Annotated in this window: 15 protein-coding genes and 1 pseudogene; 8 read left to right on the top strand and 8 right to left on the bottom strand. The window is 41.6% G+C overall.

Annotation, left to right across the window (positions count from 1 at the left end; genetic code table 11):
* Positions 1-392 precede the first annotated feature (392 nt).
* The gene (gene folB, locus RMY32_RS21985; RefSeq protein ID WP_322711530.1) at positions 393-761 is read right to left on the bottom strand and encodes a dihydroneopterin aldolase; all 369 of its coding nucleotides are present in this window, start codon (positions 759-761) and stop codon (positions 393-395) included.
* A gap of 167 nt (positions 762-928) precedes the next feature.
* Here folB and menD point away from each other — a divergent pair, with 167 nt between their 5' ends.
* Positions 929-2,707 (top strand): 2-succinyl-5-enolpyruvyl-6-hydroxy-3-cyclohexene-1-carboxylic-acid synthase, encoded by a 1,779-nt coding sequence (menD, locus tag RMY32_RS21980; protein WP_322711529.1) that lies wholly within the window; start codon positions 929-931, stop codon positions 2,705-2,707.
* Between the two features lie 82 nt (positions 2,708-2,789).
* On the opposite strand, the gene RMY32_RS21975 is transcribed toward menD, so the two are convergent.
* The 5 genes and pseudogenes from RMY32_RS21975 to RMY32_RS21955 all read right to left on the bottom strand — a co-directional run bounded on the left by RMY32_RS21975 (position 2,790) and on the right by RMY32_RS21955 (position 5,646).
* Positions 2,790-4,010, bottom strand: a complete 1,221-nt coding sequence (locus RMY32_RS21975) for a hypothetical protein (RefSeq protein WP_322711528.1) — start codon at positions 4,008-4,010, stop codon at positions 2,790-2,792.
* Positions 4,007-4,330: pseudogene (locus RMY32_RS21970) on the bottom strand (DUF4365 domain-containing protein); the annotation flags it as partial. The pseudogene RMY32_RS21970 and the gene RMY32_RS21975, both read right to left, overlap by 4 nt.
* 15 nt (positions 4,331-4,345) lie before the next feature.
* Entirely contained in the window at positions 4,346-4,510 is a 165-nt protein-coding gene (locus RMY32_RS21965) for a hypothetical protein (RefSeq protein ID WP_322711527.1), read from the bottom strand.
* Positions 4,511-4,646: 136 nt separating this feature from the next.
* Positions 4,647-4,796 (bottom strand): hypothetical protein, encoded by a 150-nt coding sequence (locus tag RMY32_RS21960; protein ID WP_322711526.1) that lies wholly within the window; start codon positions 4,794-4,796, stop codon positions 4,647-4,649.
* A 13-nt stretch (positions 4,797-4,809) separates the two neighbouring features.
* Positions 4,810-5,646 (bottom strand): DUF2887 domain-containing protein, encoded by an 837-nt coding sequence (locus RMY32_RS21955; RefSeq protein ID WP_322711525.1) that lies wholly within the window; start codon positions 5,644-5,646, stop codon positions 4,810-4,812.
* A gap of 205 nt (positions 5,647-5,851) precedes the next feature.
* Here RMY32_RS21955 and menB point away from each other — a divergent pair, with 205 nt between their 5' ends.
* Complete coding sequence (gene menB, locus RMY32_RS21950) at positions 5,852-6,685, top strand: 1,4-dihydroxy-2-naphthoyl-CoA synthase (protein ID WP_322674929.1); 834 nt, start codon at positions 5,852-5,854, stop codon at positions 6,683-6,685.
* Between the two features lie 128 nt (positions 6,686-6,813).
* Here the strand turns inward: menB and RMY32_RS21945 are convergent, their stop codons facing one another.
* Entirely contained in the window at positions 6,814-7,128 is a 315-nt protein-coding gene (locus RMY32_RS21945) for a hypothetical protein (protein ID WP_094349568.1), read from the bottom strand.
* Positions 7,129-7,555: 427 nt separating this feature from the next.
* Complete coding sequence (locus RMY32_RS21940; protein WP_322711524.1) at positions 7,556-8,113, bottom strand: DUF721 domain-containing protein; 558 nt, start codon at positions 8,111-8,113, stop codon at positions 7,556-7,558.
* Between the two features lie 356 nt (positions 8,114-8,469).
* Between RMY32_RS21940 and RMY32_RS21935 the strand changes: the two genes are divergently transcribed.
* From RMY32_RS21935 to RMY32_RS21910, 6 genes are all read left to right on the top strand, one after another.
* Positions 8,470-9,831 carry a hypothetical protein gene (locus tag RMY32_RS21935; protein WP_322711523.1) on the top strand — a complete coding sequence of 454 codons (1,362 nt, stop codon included), beginning with the start codon at positions 8,470-8,472 and terminating at the stop codon, positions 9,829-9,831.
* Positions 9,832-10,168: 337 nt separating this feature from the next.
* Entirely contained in the window at positions 10,169-10,918 is a 750-nt protein-coding gene (locus RMY32_RS21930) for a PspA/IM30 family protein (protein ID WP_322711522.1), read from the top strand.
* A gap of 162 nt (positions 10,919-11,080) precedes the next feature.
* Positions 11,081-11,857: a PspA/IM30 family protein gene (locus RMY32_RS21925; protein WP_322711521.1), complete on the top strand. Its 777-nt coding sequence runs from the start codon at positions 11,081-11,083 to the stop codon at positions 11,855-11,857.
* 174 nt (positions 11,858-12,031) lie between these two features.
* Entirely contained in the window at positions 12,032-12,367 is a 336-nt protein-coding gene (locus RMY32_RS21920) for a thioredoxin family protein (protein WP_322711575.1), read from the top strand.
* A 134-nt stretch (positions 12,368-12,501) separates the two neighbouring features.
* Positions 12,502-13,767, top strand: a complete 1,266-nt coding sequence (locus RMY32_RS21915; protein ID WP_322711520.1) for an LL-diaminopimelate aminotransferase — start codon at positions 12,502-12,504, stop codon at positions 13,765-13,767.
* A 602-nt stretch (positions 13,768-14,369) separates the two neighbouring features.
* Positions 14,370-15,956: an NF038130 family PEP-CTERM protein gene (locus RMY32_RS21910; protein WP_322711519.1), complete on the top strand. Its 1,587-nt coding sequence runs from the start codon at positions 14,370-14,372 to the stop codon at positions 15,954-15,956.
* Positions 15,957-16,330: the final 374 nt, after the last annotated feature.

Below are 16,330 nucleotides of genomic sequence, written 5' to 3'. Positions count from 1 at the left end.
ATTCAACAACCATAATTAAAAAACATCAGGATTATTGTAATAGCATGGTAAGCCTAAATATGTGCAATATAAAATTAGTTATGTTTCTCAAATATCAATAGCTGAGATATTTTTAATGCACTATTTTAGCCTTGCCACGCCACTAAGCGTATTTTAAAAATAAAATACTAGCCCTATAGCTTCTGGTTAATACTCGATCACAATTCCTCTCCTCTGAAAATATATAAGTTAAATGTTCATCAGCCGCTCGCAGTATTTTTTAGTTTTTTGGTAATCAATAGGTACTGATGCCAATGGCAGGAAAGATTTTCATTGTGAGACACTTCCAAGCTCCACGTAAACCTCCTGTTCTTTACTATCTGATAGATATTGAAAAAAACACATTTTGTGAATTAAAAGTTGGACTTGATTTTAGTCAGTTCAATGCTAATTTTGCCACCAAAGTCTGGAATAGGTGCGGCAGGTTTGCTGAGAGTGATTTGGACTTTTGTTACACGATCGCATTCTTGGAGGATAGAATCTGCGATCGTTGTTACCAATTTCTCCACCAAAACAAATTTAGACGTTTTGATCAGATGTTGTGTCAAGCTAATGACGCTGCGATAATCTAAAGTGTCTTCAATCGCGTCAGTCTTGGCCGCTGTGGAGATATCCAACCATAACCTCACATCCACCTCAAACCATTGTCCTAGCACCTGTTCTTCTGGTAGATACCCAGTGTAGCCATAGCCGCGAATTCCCGTTAAATGAATGCAGTCCATAAAAGTTTGAGAGCAAATTGTGCATTTTGTAGAAAGTTCAGCAAGTTTACTTGGAGATTTTCTTTCCCAGAAACTCGCGTGGCGGTGATGGAACTCAACACCGCATTGATGGATTTTAAATTGAATTTCCCTGGACAAAATCTAAAATTTAAGATTGTTTTATAGCTATGTTTGATTTAATGCCGATCGCTTATAGGAATGTTAATCAACTTTGGGCTTATATTTTAACAGAGACTTTAAAGCGGTTGGGATTGACTTGTGCTATTATTTGCCCTGGATCCCGCTCTACACCCTTAGCGATCGCCTTTGCTCAACAAGCACCTGAGATTGAAGCAATTTCCATTCTTGATGAACGTTCCGCCGCCTTTTTCGCTTTGGGACAAGCTCAAGCAACCGATCGCCCAGTGGTACTAGTTTGCACCTCTGGTACAGCAGGGGCAAATTTTTATTCAGCAGTAATAGAAGCATCATATAGCCGCGTACCACTGTTGATATTAACTACCGATAGGCCCCCAGAATTACGAGATTGTCACTCTGGGCAAACTGTAGATCAGTTGAGATTATATGGAAACTACCCAAATTGGCAAACGGAGTTAGCCTTACCCTGTACCGATCTGGGAATGCTAGCTTATCTGCGACAAACGGTAATTCATAGCTGGGAAAGGGCGCAAACTCCTACAAAGGGGCCAGTACATTTGAATATTCCCTTTCGCGATCCCTTAGCGCCTGTTCCTGATGGAACTGACTTGAGTTATTTGCGATCGCACTTGGAATCAGAAGACTTTTTCGCAGGAATAGCAAACCCATGCCCTATGCCCACTTGCCCTGAGCGAAGCCGAAGGGATGCCCCATGCCCCATGCCCAAAGAATGGAAAGAATGCGATCGCGGTATCATCATCGCAGGTGTTGCCCAACCACAGCAACCAGAGGAATATTCTAGAGCGATCGCGCAACTTTCCCAAACTCTCAAATGGCCCGTGCTAGCTGAGGGACTCTCCCCAGTCAGAAATTATGCCGAACTCAACCCTTATTTGATTTCCACTTATGACCTGATTTTGCGAAATCAGCAACTAGCAAAGCAGCTAGCGCCGGAAATGGTGATTCAGGTAGGTGAAATGCCTACGAGTAAAGAACTACGTAACTGGATAGATGCAACTCAACCGCGACGCTGGGTAATTGACCCTAGCGACCAAAACCTCGACCCTTTGCACGGGAGAACAACGCATTTACGAATATCTGTAGAAGGAATAAAAGTAGAGGAGAGAAATTTATCTCTATCCTCAGATTATGTGCAGAAATGGTGTAATGCAGAAGCGAAGGTTAGGTTAGTGGTTGACCAGACGATGGGGAAAATAGATGAAATCATTGAGAGTAAAGCAGCTTGGTTAATTTCTCAGATTTTACCGCCAGAAACGCCTCTATTTATTGCCAATAGTATGCCTGTGCGGGATGTGGAATATTTCTGGAAACCAAATAATTTAGGAGTGCGATCGTACTTTAACCGGGGTGCAAATGGCATTGATGGTACATTATCCACAGCTTTAGGAATTGCCCATCGCCAGCAAAGTAGTGTGATGTTAACGGGAGATTTAGCGCTGTTGCATGATACCAATGGTTTTTTAATCCGCAATAAGTTTATCGGACATCTCACGATTGTGTTAATCAACAACAATGGCGGTGGTATTTTTGAAATGTTACCCATTGCCAAATTTGACCCACCATTTGAAGAGTTTTTTGGCACTCCCCAGGATATTGATTTTGCTCAGTTGTGCGCTACTTATAATGTGCAACATGAATTTATTACTTCTTGGCAGCAGTTGCAGCAAAAATTCAACCCGCTCCCAACTAAGGGAATTCGGGTTTTGGAGTTGCAGACAAATCGCAAAGCAGATGCTAAGTGGCGACAAGATAATTTGAGGAGATTTGCCGCAGATATTGCAATTTAACTATCTCAATAATTAAAAGTCCTTTGCCACAAGTTTTACAAGCGCTGACGAAGTAGTGACAAACTCTTGATGTTTAGTAAATTTATATATTCTCTCGATATAGAGAAAAATTCTGTACTTCTCTCAAAACTAATAATTCCTTTTCTTCAATTAAGTGACCATCGCATATTATTGGTATCTGCTCTAAATTAGCTTGAAATGCAATTAAATATTCGTCACGATTAACTTCAATAATAACCTCTTTCTCTTCATTTTCTATATTTATAGTTATAACAGTAACTTTTGCTTTTTCATTTCCACCAAACCATTCAAGCTTAATTACTAAACCTTTAATTTTTGAGTGTAATAGTTCTGAACTAGAAGATGAAGGAAATGCTAGAGTATTTATCATTACTAACTCTTTCGTATCTATTTGGATAATACTTTTTCGGTTTCTGCCCAAAGTATTTTTGCGAGATTTTAGTTTATTCTTAACTTCCGTAATAACAGACAAAACTTGTTTGTTTATTTTTATTTCTAAAGGAATATTAGATGGATGATCTAGTGTTTTTGAGCAAGTTAAATTAAAACTCAAGTTTGGATCATTATCATTATTTATCATGTGTGATAATGCATCACATAGATTAGCACTTACTCCTTCTTCTATGGCTTCATTTAAAACACTTTCTCTCTCAGAAAGTTTTTGCTCGTCAGCTAAACTAATAATATTTAAAGCTTGAAATAGTGTTCTAGTAACCTTTCTTTCAAAGCAATCTTCAGATTGATAATTGTCAATTTTTAATGGAGAAATAATGGTTAAAATATAGCTGCCTTCTTTGGTATGTCCTAAACGTAATTTTTGCATATAGTCAGTTACTTCACTAAATGAACCTCCTTTAAAGTAAGGTTTAGGTTGTACAGCAGATGAAGCAGCAGACCACATTAGCTTTTTAGCTGATTTAAATAATTGAACTCCTTGAGAGATAGGAATGCTTCCATTTATAATTTCTGAATGATTCACTGAAATTTGTACAATTTCTGCTAGTGGAGTCTTAAGATTAGTTATTATTTCTAATTGAGAACGATTTTCTACAATTTCAAGATTTTGTAAAACTTCGCTCATCCGAGCAGAAAAATCTCGAAATTCAGGATTCATAGGTAATAGTATTTCAACATTGTCTCCCTGAGCTAATTCTAATGTCCAAACAGATGCAATATCGTTTATTTGCCTTTGTTGCTTCCAACCTTGAGTTTCTAAATAGCTAGCAACTTCTAGTGGACTTATGGATTTAATAACGTCAATATCTCGCATAGTCGTTTTCATGGATTACCTCCATTTGAGATTATATCCATCAACTTTTGTAGAGTTTCTACATTAAATATTTTATCTTTTGATAAACGCACTGACTTAGTTTCTTGACCAATAGGTAATTCCTTTTCACCTCGTAGTGATGTCCAGTAAGCACAATGTTTAATAACTAATTGTTCTTCGCACTGATACAACCAACTATTTAGATCGTCAGCCAAGACGACAACAACTAAAATGCGTGGAACATAAACATTAGTATATCTTAAATCGTCATAGTTTTTTTTCTTTAAAGGATAACTCATACTCGTAGCACCAACTACATTCCTCTTAAAAGGGGCTTTTAGCTGTAATTATAAATGGGGGGAGCGAATAGTTCCAATAGCTCCTTTGGCTGCAATACCTAAGTCAATGCTGTCATCATCTACCTCTTGTTTATAAATGGTATAACCTGCTACTGCTGCAACAGCACGAATATAAGCGTTACTAAATTGCTCTTGACGCTGAGTAATATGCATTGACATTCAACTAAATAATCAAGATTTCGGGCTGTTCAAAAGATAATAGCTCAGTTCTGTTTTCATGAAGATTAGCCTTAATGTAACTTTCTGCACAGTTGCTTATTTTATGCCTAATGATGATTGTGGCCGAGTATCAACAGCCAAAATCATCTGTTTTATATAGTCGCAGGATGAGCGATCGCACTCTTCCTTCCACCGCTTTCTGATATACCCGCGTGTCTTCCGGCCTCTGATTTGTAGCTATGAGAATTTTACCGGGTGCGATCGCTCTTCTCCTCTGCACCTCTGGGTGAAACTTACCCGCTTACTTCACCTTGTAACCATCCTTCCAAATCAGCAAGAGTAGAGAAATCCAACAAAGCATCACCTAAAGCTTCCAACTGTTCGACCGATAACCCTTGAATCTGGCGCTGAAGCGACTCAGGAAACTCACCCACCCGTCGGTTTAATAGTCTTAAGATGAGCGATCGCGCTTCTTCCTCTCGTCCTTCTTCCTTCGCTTCCCGAATCGCCCGTGGTTCTTCCAAATTCAGTCCCAACATCGTTGCAATCTCCTCTCGACTAAGCTTAGAAAACTTGTAGACAATAATCGTCGTCACTAAATCAATTATCGCTTGCTCCGATTGTTGCCGTGCTCGCTCCAGCAAAAACCGCGCCCCTTCAACTGCTTCTGTTTCAGAAGTAACATTTGTTAGCAACATCAAACCCAATCCCAAAGGTTGTTGTCGCAAATCCCCCAACTCATCCAGATAAACCCGTCTGACTTGACCACTTTCTAACAAAGCGCGGTGAATCGAAGAGGAAGAAGGTTCCAGACTGCGGGAAGCAAAAATTATGACCCCAAACCAGTCATCGTAACGAATAGAGTTGCGGTAGAGAAACAAAAACAATTCGCTGAAGAAGCGGTGATATAAGTCTTCGTCCTTCTGAAACTGGACTTCTGCAAAAAAGACGGTTTTAGAAACTGCATTCGCGGGAGGTAAAAACACTCCATCAATCCGAAACGCGGTTTCTTTCACTTCAACCGATTCAAACTGGTAGTTTTCTGCTTCTGGAGGTGGTTCATCTACTAATTCAAACAGCAAACCGGGAAACTGCTTAAATAATTTGTAGAAGATGGTGTCACGTCGCATTTTTATTCCTCAACACCCAGACAATTACCAGATTGTAAAGGCTTGAGATACCAATTTTAGCGTCGGCGTAGCCCACACTTCTCTACGAGACGCTCGGCGTAGCTTGCTTCCCCGGAGGGGTACGACTTAGCTCAGTTACCACCGTAGGTATCGCATGTCCCTACGTCCGCGATAAAATTCTCAAACAACAGCGCACTCCATACCAATGCAAATTAACTGGCAAACTGCCAAAACCTACGAAGATATTCTGTATCAAAAAACCGATGGCATTGCGAAAATCACCATCAACCGTCCTCACAAACGCAATGCCTTCCGTCCTGAAACAGTCTTTGAACTGTATGACGCTTTCTGTAATGCTCGTGAAGATACTACTATTGGTGTTGTCCTATTTACTGGATATGGGCCACACACTGATGGCAAATATGCCTTCTGTTCCGGTGGCGATCAAAGTGTGCGGGGACATGCAGGTTACGTGGATGATACTGGCATCCCTCGCTTGAATGTGCTGGACTTACAACGGCTGATTCGTTCGATGCCGAAAGTGGTGATTGCTTTAGTAGCTGGATATGCGATCGGTGGTGGACACGTCCTACACTTAATTTGCGACCTTACCATCGCTGCCGATAATGCCATTTTCGGACAGACGGGCCCGAAAGTCGGTAGTTTTGACGGTGGTTTTGGAGCCAGCTATCTTGCCCGCATCGTGGGACAAAAAAAAGCTAGAGAAATTTGGTTTCTCTGCCGCCAATATGATGCACAACAAGCGCTAGAAATGGGCTTAATTAATTGTGTCGTTCCAGTAGAACAACTAGAAACGGAAGGTATTCAATGGGCACAGGAGATTTTGGAAAAAAGTCCGATCGCAATTCGATGTCTCAAAGCCGCCTTTAACGCTGATTGTGACGGACAAGCTGGTTTACAAGAACTTGCTGGCAACGCCACCCTACTTTATTACATGACAGAAGAAGGATCTGAGGGCAAACAAGCCTTTCTCGAAAAGCGTCCACCAGATTTTCGCTCTTTTCCTTGGCTACCTTAGAATTGCAAAAATCGCCCCCCTTAAATGAGGTGCGATTTTTGTAGATATCAACTTTTACAGCACTAAAAATCTTAAAAACAAATCTTATTTTAAGCAGACTACAAACTCAGTCCAGTAATAATGGATGACTAAATAACCACTGCTTTAGTTTTTACCTGTTCAGATATGGAGGCAGCTATTTCCTCTAGAGGGGCAAGAGCAGCATTATCGAAATCTGAAGCTAAAGATTGACAAGATGTTAAAACTGGAGCTGCATCTGGTAAACCCCAAGCATCTTCTAAGGTTTCCCAAGAAGGTGCAAAAGGTGGAAGCGCTAAAGAGCAAGCTTTCCAAGTCGCTTGAACTGGTGCGCCCAACTGCTGGCACGTTCCACCACGGCGACCTTCTGGCTGGTAATGACGACAATATCTACAGGCAGATGCTAAAACTTTAATGGGTTTCATTCGGATTCATCTTTAGTGTTGTTTCTGGCTGAATTTCATCTTTATATTCTGCTTCTATATATAAAGACAGAGAAAAGCCAAAAAGTCATTATTTTCCATAGGTTTCAGCGATCCCAAGTAAAAAATAAACTTCAGGATATTTTTATAATCTTGTTATATATTTAAATAATTCCTATAGCAGTTACATATAGGTATCGTCTAAAACTTATTAGGGATCAAGAGTAAAACTAAAGCTTTTGATTTATTCAACCTTTTAAATTCCTCCTTAAGCCATCCTTAAGGCATAGAATTTCACATAAATAGTCTGCTTTACATACCACATTTGGCATATTTTAGCGGCAAACTATACTTTTTATCAAGAATCAGAACGATTTGACGTAATGGCAGCAAGTTATTTCAGGATAAACTCTGCTCAACGAATAATCGTTCAACTATTTTGCTTTGAAAACTGTTTAGCAGCACAGACAGAACAGACTTCCCAGCGCTGGAGTTCACCGGGAGGGGTGGGAGATTGACACTGGGGACAAAGGGGTAAGCCATGTGATCGCGATCGCACAATCTTCGTCCAATGTCTAAAAGCCGCATTTACATCCTTGGTAGGTATAGCAGCATCAGGGCGGTTAATCTCATCACCAAGGTAACTGGGATGCTCATGAGGCGAAACCGTTTGTTGCTGTTTTCTTTCCACCAACGGATTCTGCCAGCCAACAGTAGAGAAGCGAATATCAACCAAAGGCGTTGGCAGCTTTTTATTCAACTTTAAAAGTAGAGATGTGCGACCAAAAGTCAGGTTTTGCGCCCAAGCAGCACTAGAAGTTGCTACCGACAAAACATCACGCTGAATTGCTAATGGTCTAGTATTTGCGGCAACTACTGACCCAACAACTTCTGCCCAACACTTGAGCAGGCGTTGAAATGGTTGCTCCTGCCATTTCGACTGCTTTTCCAGAATCCTTAAAACATCATTAATTGATTTCAACGACATTATTCAAAGTGGGGAGTAGGGATTGGAAAGTGGGGGAGCAAGGGAGCAGGGGAGCAGCACTTCTCTACGAGACGCTCTTGCTAGCTTGCTTCCACGAAGTGGTACGGCTACGCTCAGTGACCGAGGAGAAGTTGCAGTAAGTCTTTCCCTTCTGCCCCTGTGCCCCTCTGCCTCTTGTGTCCAATGCCTTATATCCAATGACGGCAGTTGCTCCACTTGGGGAGACCCCAAGACCGCACTGCCTCCCCAATGCTCCATGCCCACTCTATCTATTTAAATAATTTCCGCTACTATTATCACAAAATATATCTATCTAAAAGTTGATTCCAGTAATCTACGTTTGAGGCAAAAAGGCAATGACTCAAAACTCCCTGAACGACTCCAGTACTCATCAATCGTCTAAAACACCTGGGTTGAAACCAGTACTAGCAGCAGCACTAGCAAGTTTAGAGGTGCCGCTAGATCAAGAGTTAGCTCGATACCGACGCACGCGAACTGGTTTGGTGTCATCTAAGCAGTCCCATGTTGCAAGTTACATCAGCGGACAACCCCAACCGTTAACTACCATTTCGACAATATTGGGCGCAACTCAGTCATCAGCAACGGAAATTAAAACCAACGTATCGCCTGCATCTGTAGCTGTGAATCCTGAGATGAATCCAGCGCCAGCTACGGCAAAAATTGATGTCTCACCCGCATCTGTAGCTGTGAATCCTGAGATGAACCCAGCACCAACTACGGCAAAAATTGAGGAACTGAATAATCTTAATGTGCCCTCCACCTCCAATGCAGCCAAAACACAAACTCAACTTCCACCACCCCCACCCAACTTTAATAGCAGTATCGTGCCAGCGATCGTTAAAAATACTAAAAGCGAAAATCACTTGCAGACAGATGATAGCCCCAAGCACCCAGATGACTATTTAGAATCTAGTGAAGCACTGCTGCGAAGTCTGACAGAAGAACAACCAGAAACCAAGAAACCAAGCAATTCTAGCGACAGTCTGCTATCACCTTTGGGTATTGGCTCCATGTTGCTGCTATTGGTGGCTAGTCTGATCTTGGGTTATGCAGTCTTCAATCCCAAAAGCTTGCCACAATGGAATTTAGGCAACTTATTTAACGGCAACTCCTCTCCCACACCAGAAAATACTGAGGAAGTTGGGAGTAATGTCCAACCTCAAATTCAACCACCAAGCACATCTATACCCAAATATCCCAATCTAGCTACTGAAGAGTTTCCTGAAGTAAGAGATCCTAATGATGTAGTTGGCTTAAAACCCAAAGTCCAACCAACCCCCGCTGTAGTGCCTAATCCAATTGTTACCCAAAACCCTGCAAACCCTCAAGGGGCATTGTCTAACCCCAATACAGCCCAACAGATGAACCCGATCGCCTTAGCACCAGTACCGAGACTACAATCCTTGCCTCCTCTTTCTTTACCTCCCACTTCACCGACAAAAACCTCGCCCAAGCCAATCGCAACGTCACCAAAGCCAGATACAGAAATCAAACCAGCAACAGATGGGTTTTATCATGTAGTGATAGATAATAAAGGAGCAGCTTTTGCCTCAGCACGGCAAATAATTCCTGATGCTTATTTATCGCCTAACAAAGAATTGATTTATCTGGGTGCTTTTAAAACTAAAGAGCAAGTAAAACAACAGATGAAACTGTTAGAAGCGAAGGGAATCAAGGCGCGAGTTCAGCAGCCATGAATTGCAACAATTTACGATACCATGAGATAACAGTCCTGAGTCAACAAGTGCTGAGTGGTAGAGACAGAATATTGTTTGTTTACGACATGAGTAATGAGTAATCCGTGCTGAGTGGTAGAGACAAAATATTGTTTGTTTGCGACCCCACAACAAAAAATATTATACTCAAAACTTTTATTAGGCACTCAGCACTCCATAACTACACGTATGACAAAATATATTACTATACTCAGGACTTTAACTAGGCACTTAGCACTCTATAACTAAATTCATTACTCAGCACGGTCTAAACGCCCTGCTAACAGCACTCAGAACTGGATTTCGTTGGAGAGCCGATATGGAATTAATCAAGCGTATTCTGCGGGTGATTCGCGCTAATCTCAATAGTTTGATCGGTGGTGCAGAAGATCCAGAAAAGATTTTGGAGCAAGCTGTCCTGGAAATGCAGGAAAATCTGGTGCAGTTGCGGCAGGGTGTAGCACAAGCGATCGCTACCCAGAAACGCACCGAACGACAAGCAGCGGCCGCTCAGTCACAAACGGAAGAATGGTATCGCCGCGCCCAATTAGCGCTACAACAAGGCAACGAACCTCTAGCACGTGAAGCTTTGACTAAGCGCCAAGCCTATAAAGAAACTACTACAGCCCTCTGTTCGCAGATAGAGCAGCAAAACGAGATAGTTGCTAGGCTAAAAAAGGATATGCGATCGCTAGAGTTAAAAATTTCCGAGGCGAAAACTAAAAAAGATATGTATATTGCCCGCGCCCGTTCTGCTGAAGCGTCTTATCGCCTCCAAGAAATGCTCGGCGGAGTTTCTGCTAATAACAGTCTGAGTGCCTTTGAGCGCATGGAAGAAAAAGTTTCACAGATAGAAGCTCAATCAGAAGCTATAGCTCAACTTAGTAGCGACGACTTGGAAACACAATTTACTTCTTTGGAATCTAATGATGTAGATACCGAATTGGCAGCAATGAAGGTACAGGTTTTCAAGCAGTCAGAAAACACACAGCACAAAATCCTAACTGAGGAGAGCCAAAAGACAGAGCAGCCTCCCCAACAACAGTTACCCAAAACTCAGGATTCTTAAAGTTCCACTAATTAACCCAGTTTGGCGATATCTTAACAATAAAGAGTTGTTAGGAGGTACTGATTCAAACTGGAAAGATTACATTGAAATAGGTAGCTATAAAAAAGTAAAAAAGCTAACTGTCCAACAAAAAGCGTAAATCACACAAGGAAAAACAAAGTTATGGGATTATTCGATCGCATTAAGCGAGTAGTTAGTTCTAACCTTAACGACCTGGTTAACAAAGCCGAAGACCCCGAAAAAATGCTAGAGCAAGCCATCCTGGAAATGCAGGAAGACTTGGTGCAGCTGCGTCAGGGAGTAGCCCAAGCGATCGCCGCCCAAAAACGCAGTGAAAAACAGTATAATGATGCCCAAAATGAAATCAATAAATGGCAACGCAATGCTCAACTAGCGCTACAAAAAGGTGATGAAAACTTAGCACGACAAGCTTTAGAGCGTAAAAAAACTTATACGGATACCAGCACAGCCCTCAAAGCTAGTTTAGATACCCAAAGCACCCAAGTTGATACCCTCAAACGCAATTTAATCCAACTGGAAAGCAAAATTTCTGAAGCTAAGACCAAGAAAGAAATGCTCAGAGCGAGAATCACCACTGCCAAAGCCCAAGAGCAGCTCCAAGGTATGGTACGTGGGATGAATACTAGCAGTGCAATGTCTGCCTTCGAGCGGATGGAAGAAAAAGTCTTGATGCAAGAAGCCAGGGCCCAGGCACAAGGAGAGTTAGCGGGTGCTGATTTAGAAAGCCAATTTGCTCGATTGGAAGGTAGTAGCGATGTTGATGATGAATTGGCAGCTTTGAAAGCCCAGATGCTACCACCCGCCGCTCCCCAAAATCAAGCCCAACTGCTACCGCAACAAGAAGCCACTGCTCCTAAATCTAATGAGGTGGTTGATGCTGAGTTAGATTCCTTACGCAAGCAATTGGATCAACTGTAAAATTGACAGAAAACTTATTTAAGCTAGTCCCACACCTGTTGGCTGTGGGATTTTACGTCATTAGTCAATAGTTAACAATCCTAATAACTATAAATTATTAACTATGGACTATTGACAACTTTGGGATAAAGTATTGTGTGTGCCAACTTCGATCGCCACCTGATGGAGACTGCAATGAGTAAGGCTGTAATCACCATAACCGATGCTGAGTTTGAAACCGAAGTGTTAAAAGCCGAGCAGCCTGTATTAGTTTATTTTTGGGCTTCCTGGTGTGGGCCTTGTCAATTGATGTCGCCCCTGATTAACTCAGCTGCTAGCAAATATAGCGATCGCCTCAAAGTCGTTAAAATGGAAATTGACCCCAACCCACTGACTGTTAAGCAGTATCAAGTGGAAGGCGTACCTGCCCTCAGATTATTTCAAGACCAAGAAGTTTTGATATCCACCGAGGGAGTCATCGGCAAAGATAAATTACTCGAACTCTTAGATACGTACTTAAATAGTAATTAGTCATTGGTCATTAGTCATTGGTCATTGGTCACGTGTACTGAGCGTTGCCCTTGGCGCAGCCTCTGGTAGAGAAGTATTGGTCATTCGATCAAAGGACAAAGGACAAATGACAAAGGACAAATGACAAAGGACAAATGACTAACATACAGTTTGCAAAACGTTTACAACCCCTAAAATCTAATGTATTTGCTGATATGGACAGAGCCAAGGCTGTCGCTTTGGCCGCTGGCCGAGAGGTAATTGATTTATCCTTGGGGTCTTCCGATTTACCAGCCGAGGGCCACGTTCTTGAGGCGATCGCCCAATCTCTTGGCGATCGCACTACCCACGGTTATCTGTTGTTTAACGGTACCTTTGGATTCCGCGAAGCCGCAGCCAACTGGTACGAACAAAAATTTGGTATCAAAGTCGATCCTCAAACTGAGGTACTACCTTTAATCGGTTCTCAAGAAGGCACAGCCCATTTACCCCTAGCAATACTCAATCCAGGGGATTTTGCCCTGTTGCTCGATCCAGGTTATCCATCCCATGCGGGGGGAGTCTACCTAGCCAGCGGTCAAATCTACCCGATGCCACTACTGGCAGAAAATGGTTTTTTACCAGTTTTTGCTGATATTCCTGTCCCAGTTTTGGCGCAGTCGCGGATGATGGTATTAAGTTATCCTCATAATCCCACCGCTGCGATCGCACCTTTATCTTTTTTCCAAGAAGCTGTCGCCTTCTGCCAACAACACAATCTCGTGCTGGTTCACGATTTCCCCTACGTAGATTTGGTATTTGGAGAGAGTGGGGACTGGGGACTGGGAACTGGGAGACAAGGAGACAAGGACACAAGGGGAATCATTAATTTCCAATCCCCAATACCCAATACCCAGTCCCTAGTCCCTTCAATTCTGCAAGCCGATCCAGAAAAAAGCGTCTCGATTGAATTTTTCACCCTTTCCAAGTCCTACAATATGGGTGGCTTCCGCATTGGCTATGCCATCGGTAATGCCCAGTTAATTAACGCCTTACGCCAGGTAAAAGCCGCCGTTGATTTTAATCAGTATCGGGGAATTTTGAATGGTGCGATCGCTGCCCTAACAGGCCCTCAATCTGGCGTAAAATCTGCTGTTATCACTTTCCAGAAGCGGCGTGATGCTTTCATCAATGCTTTACACCGTATTGGCTGGAATGTTCCTACTCCCCAAGCCACAATGTACATCTGGGCAAAATTGCCCTCACCTTGGAGTGAAAACTCCGTAGAATTTTGTACCCAGCTAGTCAAACAAACTGGTGTAGCAGTTTCTCCAGGTGCTGGCTTTGGCAAATCTGGAGAAGGGTATGTCCGTTTTGCCTTGGTGCATGAGCCACCTTTGTTAGAAATTGCTGTAGAAAGAATGGCTGAGTTTCTTCATTAAATTTCTTCTCAAGCTGAACGCCAAGGATTTTTGGCGGCAAAGTCTATCAATGGAACACGCGGTAGGGCACACATTTGTGCATTGGTGTCAACTTCAGGTAAAAGTTAGGTTTAGCAAACGTTCTAGAGTTGCCCTCATCCCCTAACCCCTTCTTCCAATTTGGGAGAAGGGGAGCTGGAGAATTTCCTCCCCCGTTCCAAATGGCGAGAATATCTGGGAGTGAGGGCAAAACTCATACAGTCAGGAGATTTCACTATTAGTTGGCACTAATGCACATTTGTACATCCCTATTAATCACCGTATTGTACTGATCTGAAAAAGATACACTGCATTTTTTATAACAACATATAATAATCAAAATACGTAATTAAACGTATAAAACTATCAAAACATTTTTCATTTTTTTATTGATAATCAGCGTTAACTTTACCTAATCAGGTCTCCTCGTTTCTTAAACTGGGTTTGTACGCTCAGATACCAAAGACGGCTAACAATGCAGGTAAGCATCTGTATAGCTAAAAAACCTATGGTCAAGAAAGCCCAAGCCTAAAAACGACAGTAGTTTAAAACTTAACTTCCAAACTGACAGAGACTTGAAAACAATGAAAACGACTTTTCAGACACTTGTAATTGGTGCCTCAATGGCTATTGGTGTGAGCGCTTTTGCCACTGCCCCAGCACACGCTACATCCTTTGAATTCAATAATACAGGAGAAATTAACACTTACACTGGTGGCTCAAATGGTACTTTCATTAAAGGGAATACACAAGATGGTACTAAAGCTGCCATCAAAGCTTTGACAGATAACGACTCCAGCTCTAACGTTGAGCTTTGGTATAGTAGCGAAACCCCAGATTCTAACGTTGGCTTCACTGCCACAAAAGGAACCTACAAAGCCACCGTTAGCAGTGTTACTGCTGATGACTGGAATAATTTTGGTTCGCAATGGCTAGGCGATTTATTGAGTAGCTACACACCATTTCAACCTGTATGGAACGGGTTTTCAGCTGAGAGCAAATCACTAGTTACTAGTTATTTTCCTTCCTTGGGAATGGGAGATCCGAATATTGGTGGTTTCCAATTCGGTCAGAATGGCGGTGTGGAACTGAAGTTAGTTGGTCACTTGGATGTAAAGACTAAGCTTGCAACAACTATTTCTACTAAGGTTGATGAAAAATGGAATGCAATTAAATCACAGTTTTCTCAACAAACAACTTCACCAACCCTTTCACAAGTTGAAAGTTTAATTCCACAGCTACAAATACAACTGAACGCAATTCCCGGACAGATTACCACACTACAAACAAAACTGGACGCAATTCCCGGGCAAATTACACCACTGCAAACACAACTGGACAAAATTCCCGGACAGATTACCACACTGCAAACACAACTGAACACAACTGTTGCACAAATTGCACCACTGCAAACACAACTGGATGCAATTCCCGGACAAATTGCACCACTGCAAACACAGCTCAACACAACTGTTGCACAAATTGCACCACTGCAAACACAACTGGACACAACTGTTGCACAAATTGCATCACTGCAAAAACAACTGGATACAACTCCTAACACTCCAGCCAATTTAGTAAAAAGGCAAACACTGACCAGTCAAATCACTGTACTAAATACCACCAAAATTCAACTGACGAATCAAATCACTCCACTAAATACCAGCAAAACTCAACTTACCGGTCAAATCACTGTACTAAATACCAGCAAAACTCAACTGACGAGTCAAATCTCTCAACTGAATACCACTAAAACTCAACTGACGGGTCAAATTTCTGACTTGAATACTTTCAAAAATGTGACACTGCCAGGTCAAATTTCTCAACTGAATAGTCTCAAAAATCAACTACCGAGTCAAATTTCTCAACTCACATCATTTAAAGATATACTGACTCTGCAAGTTGCATTAAACGCCTACGAAGGTGAAATTGCAGCTAGTGAAATTGCTAAGGTAGTTACTGGTGGTCAAACTTACTATGCCTATAGTTTTAACCCCACTGCATCCGGTATTACTGCCTCTGATGATGGTGTTTCTTATAGTGCAATTTATACTTGGAGAACACCTAAGTATGTCCCTCACACAGTACCAGAACCCTCAGTAGTATTTGGTATTTTAGGTGTTGCTGGTATTTTTGTTACACAACGCAAGTTAAAAAAAGTATCTGGTTGAAACTCTGGTTTCCATTCCAAAAAATAAGTAAGGGAGCTATTAGCTCCCTTTTTTGATGAATAATTCCTTGCAGCTATAATAAATTTAATCTTCTAGGTTATACTATTTCTAAAAATACTTGCAACAAATGAATCGGTTGCAAAATTCTACATCTGTATATCCCTAGCAAGTTAATTTGTTTATAATATGGATTTTGCACAATAGTATTGCTTACCCTCACGGCTTCAGGAAGGACTATTACTATAATATTAGTACCAGTATTACTTAAGTAGTTTTACTCATAAAATTTAAGCAACTAAATTTTTAAAAACAGAAGTTAACTTAATACTCTAGATTATAAAAAAATTAGTAAAAAAAAGATTAATTTTTGATTT

It is taken from the genome of Nostoc sp. ChiSLP03a (genome assembly GCF_034531215.2).
Classification (GTDB): Bacteria; Cyanobacteriota; Cyanobacteriia; order Cyanobacteriales; family Nostocaceae; genus Nostoc.
Note: the sequence above shows the minus strand (reverse complement) of the source record. Positions and strands in the feature narration are given on the sequence as shown.